General features: G+C 64.2%; 15 protein-coding genes. 3 read left to right on the top strand and 12 right to left on the bottom strand.

Annotated features, from left to right (window positions below; translation table 11 throughout):
• Positions 1 to 31 precede the first annotated feature (31 nt).
• Positions 32 to 1768, bottom strand: coding sequence for a 2-isopropylmalate synthase (gene leuA / locus NKJ72_RS15860; protein WP_352478052.1), 1737 nt, complete (start codon positions 1766 to 1768; stop codon positions 32 to 34).
• A 617-nt stretch (positions 1769 to 2385) separates the two neighbouring features.
• On the opposite strand from leuA, the gene NKJ72_RS15855 reads away from it, so the two are divergent.
• Positions 2386 to 2691 (top strand): nuclear transport factor 2 family protein, encoded by a 306-nt coding sequence (locus NKJ72_RS15855; RefSeq protein ID WP_352478050.1) that lies wholly within the window; start codon positions 2386 to 2388, stop codon positions 2689 to 2691.
• A 25-nt stretch (positions 2692 to 2716) separates the two neighbouring features.
• Here NKJ72_RS15855 and NKJ72_RS15850 read toward each other — a convergent pair whose 3' ends face one another.
• From NKJ72_RS15850 to NKJ72_RS15835, 4 genes are all read right to left on the bottom strand, one after another.
• Complete coding sequence (locus tag NKJ72_RS15850) at positions 2717 to 3805, bottom strand: AbrB family transcriptional regulator (RefSeq protein ID WP_352478048.1); 1089 nt, start codon at positions 3803 to 3805, stop codon at positions 2717 to 2719.
• 277 nt (positions 3806 to 4082) lie between these two features.
• The gene (locus tag NKJ72_RS15845) at positions 4083 to 4388 is read right to left on the bottom strand and encodes a putative quinol monooxygenase (RefSeq protein ID WP_352478046.1); all 306 of its coding nucleotides are present in this window, start codon (positions 4386 to 4388) and stop codon (positions 4083 to 4085) included.
• A gap of 49 nt (positions 4389 to 4437) precedes the next feature.
• A complete protein-coding gene (locus tag NKJ72_RS15840; RefSeq protein ID WP_352478045.1) occupies positions 4438 to 5235 on the bottom strand; it encodes an SDR family NAD(P)-dependent oxidoreductase in 798 nt (265 codons plus the stop codon).
• 173 nt (positions 5236 to 5408) lie between these two features.
• The gene (locus NKJ72_RS15835) at positions 5409 to 5867 is read right to left on the bottom strand and encodes a DsrE family protein (protein ID WP_352478043.1); all 459 of its coding nucleotides are present in this window, start codon (positions 5865 to 5867) and stop codon (positions 5409 to 5411) included.
• Between the two features lie 102 nt (positions 5868 to 5969).
• Between NKJ72_RS15835 and NKJ72_RS15830 the strand changes: the two genes are divergently transcribed.
• Positions 5970 to 7070: a hypothetical protein gene (locus NKJ72_RS15830; protein ID WP_352478041.1), complete on the top strand. Its 1101-nt coding sequence runs from the start codon at positions 5970 to 5972 to the stop codon at positions 7068 to 7070.
• A 224-nt stretch (positions 7071 to 7294) separates the two neighbouring features.
• Here the strand turns inward: NKJ72_RS15830 and NKJ72_RS15825 are convergent, their stop codons facing one another.
• From NKJ72_RS15825 to NKJ72_RS15805, 5 genes are all read right to left on the bottom strand, one after another.
• Positions 7295 to 8224: a cation diffusion facilitator family transporter gene (locus NKJ72_RS15825; RefSeq protein WP_502901849.1), complete on the bottom strand. Its 930-nt coding sequence runs from the start codon at positions 8222 to 8224 to the stop codon at positions 7295 to 7297.
• A gap of 33 nt (positions 8225 to 8257) precedes the next feature.
• Positions 8258 to 10447: an anthranilate synthase gene (locus tag NKJ72_RS15820; protein WP_352478040.1), complete on the bottom strand. Its 2190-nt coding sequence runs from the start codon at positions 10445 to 10447 to the stop codon at positions 8258 to 8260.
• 225 nt (positions 10448 to 10672) lie between these two features.
• A complete protein-coding gene (locus NKJ72_RS15815) occupies positions 10673 to 11740 on the bottom strand; it encodes a M14 family metallopeptidase (RefSeq protein ID WP_254819141.1) in 1068 nt (355 codons plus the stop codon).
• Between the two features lie 131 nt (positions 11741 to 11871).
• Positions 11872 to 13248, bottom strand: a complete 1377-nt coding sequence (locus tag NKJ72_RS15810; RefSeq protein WP_352478038.1) for an FAD-containing oxidoreductase — start codon at positions 13246 to 13248, stop codon at positions 11872 to 11874.
• Positions 13245 to 13706 carry a DUF4126 domain-containing protein gene (locus tag NKJ72_RS15805; protein ID WP_352478036.1) on the bottom strand — a complete coding sequence of 154 codons (462 nt, stop codon included), beginning with the start codon at positions 13704 to 13706 and terminating at the stop codon, positions 13245 to 13247. Before NKJ72_RS15805 ends, NKJ72_RS15810 begins: the two co-directional genes overlap by 4 nt.
• A 148-nt stretch (positions 13707 to 13854) precedes the next feature.
• Between NKJ72_RS15805 and NKJ72_RS15800 the strand changes: the two genes are divergently transcribed.
• Entirely contained in the window at positions 13855 to 14412 is a 558-nt protein-coding gene (locus NKJ72_RS15800) for a sugar O-acetyltransferase (protein WP_254819144.1), read from the top strand.
• Between the two features lie 57 nt (positions 14413 to 14469).
• Here the strand turns inward: NKJ72_RS15800 and NKJ72_RS15795 are convergent, their stop codons facing one another.
• Positions 14470 to 14979: an RES family NAD+ phosphorylase gene (locus tag NKJ72_RS15795; protein ID WP_352478033.1), complete on the bottom strand. Its 510-nt coding sequence runs from the start codon at positions 14977 to 14979 to the stop codon at positions 14470 to 14472.
• On the bottom strand, positions 14976 to 15455 hold the full coding sequence (gene parS / locus NKJ72_RS15790; protein WP_502901850.1) for a type II RES/Xre toxin-antitoxin system antitoxin: 480 nt from the start codon (positions 15453 to 15455) through the stop codon (positions 14976 to 14978). The genes NKJ72_RS15795 and parS overlap by 4 nt, the downstream gene beginning before the upstream one ends.
• Positions 15456 to 15569: the final 114 nt, after the last annotated feature.

Genomic DNA, 15569 nt, shown 5'->3' with positions numbered 1-15569 from the left:
TGGGCCGATGGCGCGAGTCTGGCAGTCTCGGCTAGCCGAGCTTTCGGCCGACGATGCGGTTGGCGGCCGAAACCACGGCTTCGAGCGAGGCGGCGACGATGTTGGTGTTGATGCCGGCGCCGAACAGCTTGCCGTCCGGATATTCCATCTCGACATAGGAAATGGCCGAGGCATTCGAGCCGCGCTGCATGGAATGCTCGGAATAATCCAGCACCGACATCGGCACCCCGACATGGCGCGACAGCGCATCGACGAAGCCGTCGATCGGGCCGGTGCCGGTGCCTGATATGGTCACCTCCTTGCCTTTGTCGAGGATCACCGCTTCGACCACGCGCCGGCCCTTGACCTCGGTGTCGGGGTAGGTGTGGTGGTCGAGGAACTTCAGCCGCGCGCCGGGCTGGTCGACATAGGTATCGAGAAAGCGCTCGTAGATGCGCCTGGCCGGCACTTCCTTGCCTTCGGCGTCGGTGATCGCCTGGATGGCCTGGCTGAACTCGATCTGCAGGTTGCGCGGCAGGTTGAGGCCGTAATCCGCATGCAGCACATAGGCGATGCCGCCCTTGCCGGACTGCGAGTTGATGCGGATGATGGCTTCATAGCTGCGGCCGACATCGGCCGGGTCGATCGGCAGGTAGGGCACCTCCCAATGCGGCGTGTTGGCCTTCCGCAGCGCCTTCATCCCCTTGTTGATGGCGTCCTGGTGCGAGCCGGAAAAGGCGGTGTAGACGAGCTCGCCGACATAGGGATGGCGCTCTGGGATCTTCAGCTGGTTGGAGTATTCGTAGACGTCCTTCATGCGGTTGATGTCGGAGCAGTCGAGCTTGGGATCGACGCCTTGCGTGTACATGTTGAGCGCCAGCGTGACGATGTCGACATTGCCGGTGCGCTCGCCATTACCGAACAGCGTGCCTTCGACGCGGTCGGCGCCCGCCATCAGGCCGAGTTCGGTGGTGGCGATGCCGGTGCCGCGGTCATTGTGCGGGTGCAGCGAGATCAACAGGTTCTCGCGATTGTCGAGATTGCGGCACATCCATTCGATGCGGTCGGCATAGATGTTGGGCGTCGACATCTCGACCGTGGAGGGCAGGTTGATGATCAGCCTGTTTTCCGCCGTCGGCCTGACGATCTCGGTGACCGCGTTGCAGATCTCCAGCGCCACTTCGAGCTCGGTGCCGGTAAAGCTCTCCGGCGAGTATTCGAAACGGTAGCCGCCGCCGGCCTTCGCCGCCATGTCGGTGATCATCTTGGCCGCATCGGTGGCGATCCGCTTGATGCCGGCGACGTCCTTCTCGAAGACGACGCGGCGCTGCAGCTCGCTGGTCGAGTTGTAGAAATGGACGATCGGGTTGGCGGCGCCCTTCAGCGCCTCGAAAGTGCGGGTGATCAGTTCCGGCCGGCACTGTACCAGCACCTGCAGCGAGACGTCGGCGGGCACGTTGCCTTGTTCGATGCACCAGCGGGCGAAATCGAAGTCGGTCTGCGAGGCCGACGGGAAGCCGATCTCGATCTCCTTGAAACCCATGTCGAGCAGCAGGGCGAACATGCGCGCCTTGCGTTCCTGGCCCATCGGATCGATCAGCGCCTGGTTGCCGTCGCGCAGGTCGACCGAGCACCAGATCGGCGCCTTGTCGATCACTTTCGAAGGCCAGGTGCGATCGGCAAGGCCGACGGTCGGATAGGGTTGGTATTTGCGGGCAGCGTCCGGCATGCCCCTCGCGGGCTTGGTGGTTTCCTCTACATTCAGACGGATATCTTCTCGTGCGTTCATCGTCTTTTCTCCCGGCGGCTCGCGGATCCAGCTTCAGGCGGATTGGTGGCGAGCGGCGCCTTTACCAGAATTTCGTTCGCTTGATGTGACGTGCCAATTTGCAGACTGGCCAAGGAGCGTGCGCGTGAGCGGCGAATTCGACCGCCGGGCGCTCCTTCAGCGAACCCGGCGATCGCCGATAAGGCCGAGAAGCAGCAGGGTCGAGGCAAGCGCGCGAACGGTCTGGCCGGCAATGCCGGTCGGACGGGACGCAAAAGAGGTGGCGCGCGGGCTCATGGCGGTTTTCATACAGGAGCGGGCAAAGCGAGGCAAGTGGGAGCCTCGCTGTCGGCTTGGGGCTGTTCGATGCCAGGGAAATCAATCAAAAGGATGACCGATGCCGGCGCTGCCCTTCACGCAGGGCGGCGCAAACCTGTCGCGATTGTCCGGGGTAGCCACATTTTGTTCTTGCTTTGTGCCGGCAGCTATGCTACTAATCTGGGTATGGTGCTAATTGGCTCAAACGACCCGCCTCCCGAGGCGGGTTTTTTATTTCGGCGTCATGCTTCGAGGACTACCCTATCGTCCCATCCGGCCGCTCCTTCCAGAGCACCGGAATCCGGTCCAGGAGGAAAGACATGGACACGCCCGATCCCATCCGCCGCTTTGTCGAAGCCACCAATGCCGGCGACACCGAAGCCTTCCTGGACAATTTCACGCCGGATGCCTTTCTGAGCGACTGGGGCCGGTCGTTCCGGGGCCGCGAGCAGATTGCGCGCTGGAACCAGTCGGAGAATATCGGCGTGCAGTCCAGGTTCAGCATCCTCGGCATCGCAGCAGCGGACGGCACCTGCCGCGTTCGCATCGCCGTCGAAGGCAACGGTTTCAACGGCGAGGGCGATATGGTCTTCACGCTGGCGGCGAGCGTATATCGAGCCTGGTGATCAGCTGACGCAGCCCAGCTGGTCTTTACTCCCGCAGGCTTCTCGCCACCAGCCGCGCCACGCTTGGGCCGACCAGAAGCACGATCAGGAAGCGTGCCGATTGCAGCGCCATGACGAAGGATATGTCGACATGCTGCGCGGCGGCGGCGATGATGGCGACGCTGTCCATGCCGCCCGGGCTGGTTGCCAGATAGGCGGTCAGCGGATCGATGCCGAGCAGGCGGCTGATCAGGAAGGCGAGGCCGCCGCAAAAGCCGATCAGGGCAATGATCGAGCCGACGATCTGCGGCAGCGCGCGGGCCGCGTGGCGCAAAATGGCCCTGGTGAAATTCAGGCCGATGCTCCAGCCGATCGTCGTATAGCTCAAGGCAAGCAGCCAGGGCGGCAACTGCATGGTCACACCGAGCCCGAGATGGATCACGGTGCCGAAAATGAAGGTGCCGAGGAAGAACGGCGACGGCAGCCTAAAAAGCTTTCCGGCGAGGCCGCCAACCAGCGCCACCCCGAAAGTCGCGGCCAAGCCTTGCGGGTCGACCGGTGGGAACCAGACGATGGCCGGCACCTCGATGCCCGAGGTGTCGACCCAGAGCTTGGCCACCAGGGCTGCAGTCATCGAGACGCAGATGACGCGCAGATAAAGCATGAAGGCGACGAGGCGCTGGTCGGCGCCGAAGGCACCGGCCATCAGCACCATGGCGGTGGCGGCGCCCGGCGACGAGCCCCAGACCGCGGTGGTGCCGGGCAGGATGCGCCAGCGGCTGATCAGCCAGCCGAGCAGGCTGGATGCCGCGACCGTCGCCATCACGACGCCAAGGAACAGCGGCCATTCCTTGTAGAAGACGGGAAAGATATCGGCCGAGATGGAACTGGCGACCAGGCAGCCGACGACCGCCTGGGCTGAGCCGAACAGAACCCGCGGCACGCGCACCGTGGCGCCGTTGGTGCCGGCGACGATGGCCGCCAGCATCGGTCCGATCAAAAGCGCGGCCGGCAGGGCGGCGAGTTCCAGCGCGCCGGCAAACAGCACCGAGACCACCACCAGGACCGGCCACTGCCAGGCCTTGTGGATCCGCGCCAGGTGCTCGATGGCCGGCGGGTTCGGGGAAGAATCCATAGATGGGCTCTTAGACCGGCCGCAAAAAAATGCGAACCCTTTTTGCGGGGTTGGCCTTGGGTGACGACTGCACTACGGCTTCTGTGGCGATCCTTCGCGCCCCCCTCTGTCCTGCCGGACATCTCCCCCACGAGGGGGGAGATCGGCTGTTCCAGGGCCCCGCTCATTCCTGTGGCGTTTGGCGATTGGCGAAAGCCGAGATGACGGACAATCTCCCCACTTGAGGGGGAGATGGCCGGCAGGCCAGAGGGGGGCGCTGTCCCGCCGGCCTCTCCCTCTATTCCGCCTTCACTGGCAAGCCGAACCCGCCAACAGGATGCGTCTCCACCTGGAACTCGAACCCGGCGATGATCGGCCGTGCCTTGGCGATTGCCGCCTGGATTTCGGGCAGCTGCAGCGAAGCCTTGTGGCTTTCGGCGTCGGTCCACACCTCGGTCACCCAGATCGCGTCGGCATCGGCCGGGTCGGTGGCGATGATGTAGTTCAGGCAGCCGGGCATGGCGCCGGTGCTGGCGAGCAGGATATCCATCATTGCGTCACGCTGGCCGCGCATCGCCCGCATCTTGCCGATCAGTCCGTACATTCGCTTTGCTCCGTTGAGATGACGCAACCAAGAGTATGCAGTTCGCCGTCTACGGCATCAACTGCCCGCCATTGACCTCGATCACCTGGCCGATGATGTAGCCGCTCAACAGATCGGAGGAGAGGAACAGATAGGCGCCGACGCAGTCCTCGGCCGTGCCGGCGCGGCCCTGCGGGATGGTGGCGATCATGCCTTTCATCTGGTCGTCGGTCGAGTAGCGCTCGTGGAAAGGGGTGGCGATGGTGCCGGGCGCCACCGCGTTGACGCGGATGTTGAAGCCGATCAGCTCCTTGGCCATGCCGCGCGTGACGTTGGAGACGAAGGCCTTGGCCGAGCCGTAGAGGCCGGCGCCGCCACCGGCGCCGTTGCGCGCGGCGATCGAGGAGGTGTTGACGATGAAGCCGCCCTGCCGCTTCAGCCATGGGATCGCTTTGCGCGAAGCTGTCAGCACGGAACGCGCGTTGAGATCCATCACCGCGTCGTAATGCGCTTCGGTCTGCTCGGCATAGGGCACGCGGCCGAGCATGCCGCCGGCATTGTTGACGAGGCCGTCGAGCCGGCCGAAATGTTGCGCACTGTCCTCGACGACGCGCTCGACATCGGCGGGGATCGAGAAATCGCCCTGGGCGAGGAACACGTCGCCGCCGCCGTTGCGAATGGTCGCGGCCAGGTTTTCGGCAGCCGCGCGGCTCGAATTGTAATGCAGCGCGACGCGGCATTTCTGCGCGGCGTAGGCAAGTGCAAGCGCCGCGCCGATGCCGGTCGACGCGCCGGTGACCAGCACCGCCTTTCCGGCAAGGTCGGGGATGACCAGAGAGGGGCTGACAAGGGTGGTGGTGGCTGGCACGTCTATTCCTCCGGGGGGACTCTGCCTGCTCTTCGTAGGCCCTCGCAGCCCTCGCATTCAAGTCCGTAAAAGTTTAGAGCGGTTCACTGTTTCACGGAAACGGCGAACCGCTCCTTCTTTGTCTTGACGCAATTCCGGACGGAAAACCGTTTCACACTTTTCCTGGAATTGCCCTATGGCCTGAGATAGGCGTAGCCCTGGCGTTGCAATTCGGCGAGCTTGACGACGCCGCCCCTGTCGGCTGCATGGAAGCCGTCGAGCAGGTCGGCCAGGCCGATATCCATGCCGTGCATGGTGTTGGCGCAAGCGTGCGGGCTGAGCCCGTCCTGGACAAGCCCGGCGAACCGCCCGGAAATGGCGGCGGATATGCCCTTCGACTTGAAGGCAGCAAGTGCTGGGCCGTGCACGACAAGCGCGATGTCGACATTGCCGTCGGTGCCTTCGAAGTGGTTCTTGATGTTGCCGAGCACGAAATTGACCTTGTCGAGGTCGCTGAGGTGATAGGCGACCTTTTGCCTTTCCTCTTTGGCAGCCGCCGGCTTGACTTCACTAGCTTCGGCCTTGATGGGGCGCAGCCCGAAAAGCCCGGCAACTCCGGCAAGACCGACGCGGAAAATATCGCGGCGTCGCATGGCTTCATCTCCCATTTGGCCGGCCGGCGCAAATTGCGTGGCCTCGGCCGCGATCCTAGCATAAATTGACGCCACGTCTTGTCGGGGCAAGGGAGGGGTAGCATGACGTCGAGGACCATAATGGGGACCATTGTGGGCGCCGGAGTTGGGGTTGCCTTGCTCGCCGCCGTCGCCGGCTCTGCTTTCGCCGATGACACGCTCAAACTCACCGAGCTCAGCCCCGACGGCAAGGACGCCTGCTTCGGCCGCGTCTATGATGCCGCGCATCTCAAGTCGCATCCGCAGCAGAAGGTGACGCGCATCTTCTTTTACTACGGCCGCGACCCGGTCAGCCGGCCGAACGAGGAGCCAAGCGCCGGCATCGATTCCTCTTACAATGGCTTCATGGCGACGACGGTGCGCGGCGCCGGGGCGCCGGAATGGCTCGGTGGCTGGTGCAGCCATGAGTCCGAGGACGGCAAGACCGGCCCGATCCGCTGCGGCATGGACTGCGATCGCACCATGGCTTCGCTGAAGGTCGACGACAAAGGCCGGCTGATTGTCTCGGACGTGCAGCCCGACCTCTATCTCGACGCCGGCTCGGAAGACGAGCTCGGCAAGGCGGAGTACGAAAGGCAGGCGCTGGGCAAGGACGATAACGGCTTCAGGCTCGACCCGATGCCGGCCGCGACCTGCAAGGCGGAGTTCGCGCGCATCGACCCGATCGACCCGGCCCTTGGCCCGCCATTGCGCGAGCGACTGAAGCCGGACCAGGCCTTCTGCTACGGACGCGACTACGACGCCGCGCATCTCGGCTCGCATCCCGATCAGCTGACCCAGTCGATCAGGGTTTTCCGCGGACCGGTCGAGCTGGCGTCTTTCGCCAAGGAGGGCGATCCGGCCAATTGGCCAAGCGGCGCCGACATCGCCGTTTCAGTTACCACGCGGCAGAAATCGGCCAAGGTCACGCAGGTCTACAGCTGCCAGGGCGAGGGCGACCAGTGGCGCTGCGTGGCGAGCGCGAAGACGGGTGCTGCCTCCTGCGATATCGCGCAAAAGGAGGTCTTCCTTCGCCGCGGCGCCAACGGCACGATGATGCTGGCCAACCCGAACAGCGGCCTGCCGATCGTCGACCTGTGCTCGAAGGCGGCGGCAGGCGACACAATGTCCGACGACAAGGTCTACCGGCTGGAGCCGATGCCGCAGGCTGCCTGCGGGCTTTGAGCAGTTGAGAACCGTGATGCCGGCGGGACAGCGCCCCCCTCTGTCCTGCCGGACATCTCCCCCTCAAGGGGGGAGATAGGCAGCTTCGCCGACAGCGCTTGTCGTTGGAGATTGGCGAAGCCGGAAGCGACATCCAATCTCCCCACTAGAGGGGGAGATGTCCGGCAGGACAGAGGGGGGCGCGAAGGATCACGACTGAGCGATGTTTTTTCTGCGACGCCACCTCACGCGAACGGCACGGCCGTCGTGCCCTTGGGCAGTTTCGCCTCGTCGTCGGGTTCGACATGGATGATGACCCGCACGGAAGGGATTTCGGCCTTCAGCGCGTCTTCGATGCGGTCGCAAATGACGTGGCTGGCGCCGACCGACATATCGGCGTCGACAACCAGATGGAACTCGATGAAGGTGGCGCGGCCGGCGATGCGCGTCTTCAGGTCGTGGACCTCGAGCGCGCCCTTGCAATTGGCCGAGATGATGTCGCGGATACGGATATGTTCCTGGGTATCGACGGCGCGGTCCATCAGGCCGTTCATCGACGAGCCGATGACGTGCCAGCCCTGCCACAGAATGTTGAGCGCGACGATCACGGCAAGAGCCGGATCGAGAACCTGCCAGCCGGTCAGCACGGCGCCGACCAGGCCGATGAACACACCGACCGAGGTCGCCACGTCGGTCATGATGTGCCTGCCGTCGGCGACGAGCGCCGGTGATTTTTCACGTCGTCCGGTGCGGATAAGCGTCAAGGCCCAGACGGCGTTGATGACCGTTGCGACGCCGTTGACGGCAAGGCCGGTCCATGGCTGTTCGAGCGGGGCCGGATGCTGCCACGACCACCAGACCTCGTTGAGGATGAGCAGGGCGGCAAGCACGATCAGCACGCCTTCCAGGACGGCCGAGAAATACTCGGCCTTGTGGTGGCCGAACGGATGGTCCTGGTCGGCCGGCTTGTAGCTGACCTGGATCGCCCAATAGGCGGCCGCTGAGGCAATGACGTTGACGATCGATTCCAGCGCGTCCGAATAAAGCGCAACCGAACCGGTGACGTACCAGGCCACCAGCTTCAGGCCGAGCACGACGAAGGCGACGACGATCGACCAGAAGGCGAGGCTGGCGACCTTCTGCCTGGCGGCGGCTTTGTTATCCACCGCGGTCACTGGGGAAGAAATCCCAACACTGAGCCCTCGAATTTAAGCGGCCTTTTCCTTGGCCTTGCGCGGCAGGTGCGCGACAATGTTCTCGATGATGCGCATGCCGGCATTGTGGCCGAGCGTCATGATCGATTCCGGATGGAACTGCACCGCAGCGATAGGCTCCTTGCGGTGCTCGAAGGCCATGATGATGCCGTCTTCGGTCTCGGCGGTGACGACAAAACCATCGGGCAGCCGCACCGGATCGGCGAAGATCGAATGGTAGCGGCCGACGGTCACCTCCTTGGGCAGGCCGGAGAAGATGATGCCTGGCTTCGATACGCGGATGCGCGACGGCTTGCCGTGCATCGGGATGTGCAATTGGCGCAGCTCGCCGCCATAGGCCTCGGCCAGCGCCTGCAGCCCGAGGCAGACGCCGAAGATCGGCAGGTCGCGCGCACGGGCCCGCTTGATGGTGGCGGCGCAGTCGAAGTCCTTCGGTGTGCCGGGACCGGGCGACAGCACGACCAGGTTTGGCTTCAGCCGGTCGAAGATCTCGTCCGGCACCGGCGTGCGCACCGTCGAGACATTGGCGCCGGTCTGGCGGAAATAGTTGGCCAGCGTATGGACGAAACTGTCCTCGTGGTCGACCAGCAGGATATTGACGCCGTCGCCGACACGCGCGGTGCTGCGTTCGGTGCTGGCGGCGTTGCCTGATTTGGCGTCACGGATGGCGGAGAGCATGGCGGATGCCTTCAGTTCGGTTTCGGCTTCTTCTTCCTCGGGAATGCTGTCGAAGAGCAGCGTGGCGCCGGCGCGCACCTCGGCGATGCCGTCCTTGATGCGAATGGTGCGAAGCGTCAGGCCGGTGTTCATGTCACCGTTGAAATTGACCATGCCGATCGCCCCGCCATACCAGGCGCGCGGGCTCTTCTCGTTCTGCTCGATGAAGCGCATTGCCCATAATTTCGGCGCGCCAGTGACGGTGACGGCCCAGGCATGCGACAGGAACGCGTCGAAGGCGTCCATGCCTTCGCGCAGCCGCCCCTCGATGTGGTCGACGGTGTGGATCAGGCGGGAGTACATTTCGATCTGGCGGCGGCCGATGACGCGCACCGAGCCCGGCTCGCAGACCCTCGACTTGTCGTTGCGGTCGACGTCCGAGCACATGGTGAGTTCGGATTCATCCTTCTTCGAATTGAGCAGCTTCAGGATCTGCTCGCTGTCGGAGATGGCGTCGTCGCCGCGCTTGATGGTACCGGAGATCGGGCAGGTCTCGACGCGGCGGCCGTTGACGCGCACGAACATTTCCGGTGAGGCGCCGATCAGATATTCGCCCTCGCCGAGATTGATGAAGAAGGAATAGGGCGAAGGGTTGATGCTCTTCAGCTTGCGGGAAATCTCGGAGGGCTGGGTTTCGCAGCGTTCGTAGAACATCTGCCCCGACACCACTTCGAACAGGTCGCCGCGCTCGAAGCTCTTCATCGCCTTGCGCACCAGCTTGGCATATTCGCCGGGCTCGTGGTCGCCGCGCGGCGGGATGCGGTCGGCGGTCCTGAACGGCTCGACGATTTCGTCGCGCGGCAGGCCTTCGGTCGAGAAGCCATCGCCGGAATAGTCATAGCGGTCGGTCCAGGCCTTGGTCGAATAGTGGTCGACGACGAGGATCTCGTCGGGCAGGAACAGCACGAGATCGCGCTGGCTTGGCTTGCGCTCGAGCTTGTAGTCGACCGGATCGAACTGGAAGGCGAGGTCGTAGCCGAAGGCGCCATAGAGGCCGAGATTGGCATCTTCCTCGGTCTTGAACAAGGCGGTGATGGCGCGCAGCACGGTGAAGACGGAGGGAACGCGGCTGCGTTCCTCCTCGGTGAAGACACGGCCGGGCTTGGCAACTTCGAGGCGGACGAGTTTGTTCGACGTCTCGGCGATCGTGACATCGTCAAGGCCGGCAAGCACCGTGCCGATCACCGGCAAAAGCACCTCGCCGCGGCGGTTCAGCGCCTCGATGCGCATAGCGCGGCCGCGTGCCGAGATCACCACCGGCGGATCGATGATGGCGGTGTCCCAGCGCGTATAGCGGCCGGGATATTCGTAATTCGAGGAAAACACGGCGCCGCGGCGCGAATTCAGCCCGTCGACATAGCCATCGATCGCTCCCTCATACGGCCGGTCATGGCGCTGGCGGGTAATCGCCACGCCGCCCGCGGTGACGAAGCGCTCGGCTCCATTCTCCAGTATTTTCGTCGTCATTGCCGTCTCCATCAGCGTCTTTGGGGCAACGGACCCGGGAATGGCTTGAAAAAACAAATGGCCGCCCGGACATTCCGCTGCGGCCACCCTCTATTGTCACGCGAACGCGTTCGAACAGGCCGCTGTCAGCGAGCCCACCACCACACGGTCTTGATCGAACGCATATTCATGGCGATTCCCATAGCGGCGATTGGACGGCCGCGCAACTGGATTCAAATGAGGGCCTCAGTCCTCCAGCGTTCCCGACCTTGCATCGGCGCTCGTCCCGTCGCCGACCAGCTTCAGGAGGTCTTCTCCGGCGCGGATGATGCGGCGGGAGCGCCGCGTGAGGATGAGGCCCGCCTGCGGCGCCAACACTTCCGTGCGGCCGTCGGGCTCGCCGGGCGCGTGGACGATGGTGGCAAGGCGTGCACCCTTGGTGACGCGGTCGCCCGGCTTCACGTCGTAGAGGATCGCGCCCGAGCGGGGCGCCGGCATCATCTCGATGTTTTCGAGCGGCGCGACAATACCGGTAAAAAAACTGGGCCCAACGAAGCTGCCAAGCGCGGGCAGCGCCTGATCCTGGATGACGCCGCGCGCCACAAGCAGCCGGTAGAGCCCTTCGGCATCGGCGCCGGCCAGGGCGCGGTCGACATCGAGTATGCCGCGATATTCAACCGTGGTGGCGACACGCCGGTCCAGGCGCGCCACGTCGGCTGGAACGTTCTGATACGGCATGATCGAGGCGCCTTCGAAGGTGCCGTCGGGATCTTCGTGCCACAGCATCACCGCATCGACGCCCATGGCCGCTGCACAATCCGCCATGGCCGGCCACAGGCTGGTGTGGACGTAAAGATAGGCGAGGCCCTCATCGTCGCAATGCAGGTCGAGCACAATGTCGTGGCCGATGGAGAGCTGCAGCAGCCGCGTTTTCAGCCGCTGGTCGACCGTGCCGTGCATCGGCAGCAGGGCGACGTCGGGCGCGGCGAGCCGCGGAAAGCCGCGATTGAAATTGGTGCGCGTGCCCAGATGGAAGCGGCCCTGATGGTCGCCGTAAAGATATTGCGCGCGGCCGATCGGATTGGCCCAGGGCACGATGGTCATATTGCCGGTGATGCGGCCTTCGGCTTCCGCCTTGCTGAGCATCGGCATCAGCGTGTCGATGGCGACGACGCCCGGCAATTCGCCTGCATGAAGCGCCGCCTGCAGATAGGCGGAAGGCGCCGTCTTGTCCGACCCGGCGAAGCGGAAGACGGGGAATTCGTAGGAAACGCCTTCGCTGTCGCCGGCGATGCGTTCGATGGACTTCTGCATGCTGTCCTCCGTCAAGAGTTCGGAAGACATGCCCGTCGCCGGCGCGCTTGTCGATTGGTCCAGCCAGCGGCGCTATGGGCGCAATGAGCTTACTCGGCGGGATGCGCGAGGGGTCGCGCGATACGCCCGGTTCACACCAGCGGCTTCAATTCCTGGGCGATGGTCGGCAGAAGCTCCGAGACGTTCGGGTGGATGTGGACGGCGCGCGCCAGCGTGCTGACCGGCGCCTTGGCATACATCAGGTCGAGGACGCAGTGCACCGCCTCGTCGCCGCCCGGGCCGAGCACCGAACAGCCGAGGATCTCCCTGGTGTCGGCATCGACCAGGATCTTCATGAAGCCTTGCGTCTCACCTTTTTCGACTGCACGGCTGACGCGGGTCATTGGCCGCTGGCCGACCAGGGCGCGGCGGCCGGATTTCCTTACCGCTGTCTCGGTCATGCCGCAGCGGCCGAGTGGTGGGTCGATGTAGAGCGCATAGGCCTCGATGCGGTCGCTGACCTTGCGCGGATCGTTGTCGAGCAGGTTGGCGGCGACGATCTCGTAATCGTTGTACGAGGTGTGGGTGAAGGCGCCCTTGCCGTTGCAGTCGCCCATCGCCCAGATGCCGGGCACGCTGGTGCGCAACTGGTCGTCGACGACGATGAAGCCGCGTTTGTCGACCTCGACGCCGGCTTTGTCGAGGCCGAGATCGTCGGTGTTTGGCGTGCGGCCGAGCGCCAGCAGCACATGCGAGCCGACCGCAGCCGCCTTGCCTGGCGCGAAGGTCACGGCGATTTCGTTGCCTCGCCTGGCGAAGCGGATGTCGTCGGCGCCGAGATGGACGGCAATGGCTTCGTTTTCGAGGATCGACAAAATGGCGTCCGAGACGTCCTCGTCCTCGCGGCCGATCAGACGCGGGCTTTTTTCGATGACCGTGACTTCGGAACCGAAGCGGCGGAACATCTGCGCGAATTCGAGCGAGACATAGCTGCCGCCGATGACGATAAGATGGCGCGGCAGCTCGTCGAGATCCATCATCGACGAGTTGGTCAGGTAAGAAATGCCGTCGATGCCGGGCAGGTCGGGCACGGAGGCGCGCCCGCCGGTGTTGAGGAATATCTTTTCGGCGCTCAGCAGATCGTCGCCGACGCGCACCGTGTTGGCGCTTACGAAGCGCGCATGGCCGCGATAGAGCGTGCATTTGTCCATGCCGGCAATCCAGTCTTCGAGATTGCCGCGGGCGTCGTTGGAGACCTTGTCCTTGCGCGCCTTGATCGCCTTGTAGTTTACCCCGACGGGACCGGAGAGCGTCACCCCGTAATCCGCGGCGGAGCGGGCGAGATGCGCGGCATAGGCGCTTGCCACCATCGTTTTGGTCGGCGTGCAGCCGGTGTTGACGCAAGTGCCGCCGACCAGCTTTCGCTCGATCAGCGCCACGCTCATGCCGGCCGCATTCAGCCGGCCGGCGAGCGGTGGGCCGGCCTGCCCGGCACCGATGATGATGGCGTCGAATGCCTTTGCCATCATGCCACCGCCGCCACGATCAGAAGCCCGCCGGCGATCGCCACCGCGTCCTCGATGAAGGCGGCGGGCGGGTCCTTACCGAAGGCGGTGGCCAGGCGTTTGCGCGCCTCGGCGCCGCCCAGCGTGCCGATCACAGCACCAACGGCGCCGGCGATCAGGCCGCCTATGGTGGCGCCGCCGGTGGCGCCGATCACCGCGCCGGTGAAAGCGCCCAGGACGATGCGCGTGCCGAATTGCTGCGGCACCTTGCGGCTCGGCGTCGATGGCAGCTGGTCGGTGACCAGTTCGGCGATGGCCAGGATGGTGAAGATGCCGACGGCGATCCAGTGGCCCATGAAGCTCGCCCAGGTGCCGGCGACCGGCAACCAGCCAAGCCAAGCGCCCCAGGCGACCGCGGCGGGCGCAGTCATGGCGCGAAGCCCGGCAACGACGCCAATCAGGAGTGCAAGAATGTACAGCATGATCGATCCCCTCGATGGCCGGCTTGGGACAGGTCCGAGAGGGCAAGCTACCATAGGTCGGGTATTTGACCAGAGGTGGTGTCGCCGCCGGCGCTTCCGAATTTGCACCACTTGTGCTTTGGCAGAGATTGAAACTGGAGTTGCGGCCATGACGGCGAGCGAACGCACGAAAATGGCGGCGGGCGAGTGGTATCGCTGCCTCGATCCGGAACTGGAGGCGCTGCGCATTACGTCGCGCGACGCGGTGTTCGAGCACAACAGCCTACCACCGCGGCAGCGTGGCGATATCGGGCCTGGATTGCGGACGCTGCTCGGCGCTGCGGGCGAGGGCGCGCGGATCGAAGCGCAGTTCCACTGTGCCTATGGCTTCAACATCTTTCTCGGCGACCGCGTCTTCCTCAATGCCGGCTGCACCATCCTCGACACGGCGCCAGTGCGCATCGGCAAGGGAACGCTGCTCGGCCCCAATGTGCAGATCTATTGCGCCGAGCACCACAAGGAGACTGCTGGGCGGCAGGCAGGGCTGGAAATCGCCAGGCCCGTCGAGATCGGCGACAATGCCTGGATCGGCGGCAGTGCCATCATCCTCGGCGGGGTCAGGATAGGCGACGGCGCCATCGTCGGCGCCGGTGCCGTGGTGACGCGCGACGTGACGGCGAACACCACGGTGGTTGGTAATCCGGCACGGATAATCAGCAACGGCTGAGCACCTGTGCTTCTGTCGCCGGTCATGGCCTCGTTCTGATGGACATGGGCGGCCGTGTCACTTGGCCGGAGGTGGATGCAACCGTGTGTCGAGCGCAAACGCCTCCTGCGTCTTCATGGCGTATGCCCCTCTGGCGCGGCCCGCGTCGAAGATCAGGTTCCAGCTATGCTGTGATACGGCGCTCGGAATCACAACGAACCGGTGCCGTTGCAGAAGATCGTCGCCAAACGCCTGTTGTCCGGGGCTCGGAATGCCCGGGCGCAACCAGTTGAGGTTGGGCACGGCCGCGGGGTCGACGATATGCACATCCGCGACATCGCTGACGATCGCTGCCGTCATGACATGCGCTATCGTGTCGAGCGCCCTGAAGCCCTTATGGACCGCAACTTCGAGGATCGCAGTCGACGGATCGATCGAGCAGTAGACGGCTCGCACGCCCTTGCTGTTCCAGCGTCCGCCCACCCTGTATGCGCCGTCGCCACTATCCCATGCAGGCGCAAACGCGGCTTGATCGAGGCGCCATCCGATGAGGTCGGAGCCACCAAGCGCCGCCGGCAGAGGCGTCATACATAAACGCCATATTCAAGCCGTTCCAGATAGTCTTCTACAAGCTCGATCCCCGCCGGTGTCGCCAGAAGGTCGATTGGACGACGCTGGTCGAGCCCAATCGCCGGGCGCTCCAGCCATTGCTCTGCCTGCACCTGCGAACCGAACACGTCGGTCGCTTTCGACAGGATCTCCGCGAACTTCCAGGTTCGTCCGCTCTGGTCCTGACTGAGAGGCTTGGAAGGAGCATCCTTGCGGCGCTGGTAGGTGCGCAGGCTCATGCCGACGGCCTTCTCCAGCGAATCAGTCTTCTGGATGAAGACGAGTTGCCCGATAAGATGGTCCAGAGCTGAAGCCGGCAGGCCGTGCAGAAGCAACTCGTGGGCATCCAAAGCGCTGCTGAGGCGCCTTGCCAGAATGCGGCTGCCGCCTAGCAATTTCACCACCTTCTGAAGTTCATTGTTTTTTGCTGCTGGCGCAGCCTTTTCCAATGCCATCGCCACGGCGAGCCCTCTTCGCGTCATCTGTCGCTTTAATATATGACAGATGACGCAGAGCCTTTCAAGCACGACAGGATCGAGAGCAGGGCAATCGCTTCGAGAAAAAAGATA

The organism is Mesorhizobium sp. M0045 (genome assembly GCF_040323385.1).
Lineage (GTDB): Bacteria > Pseudomonadota > Alphaproteobacteria > Rhizobiales > Rhizobiaceae > Mesorhizobium.
This window is presented reverse-complemented; position numbering and strand designations above follow the sequence as displayed.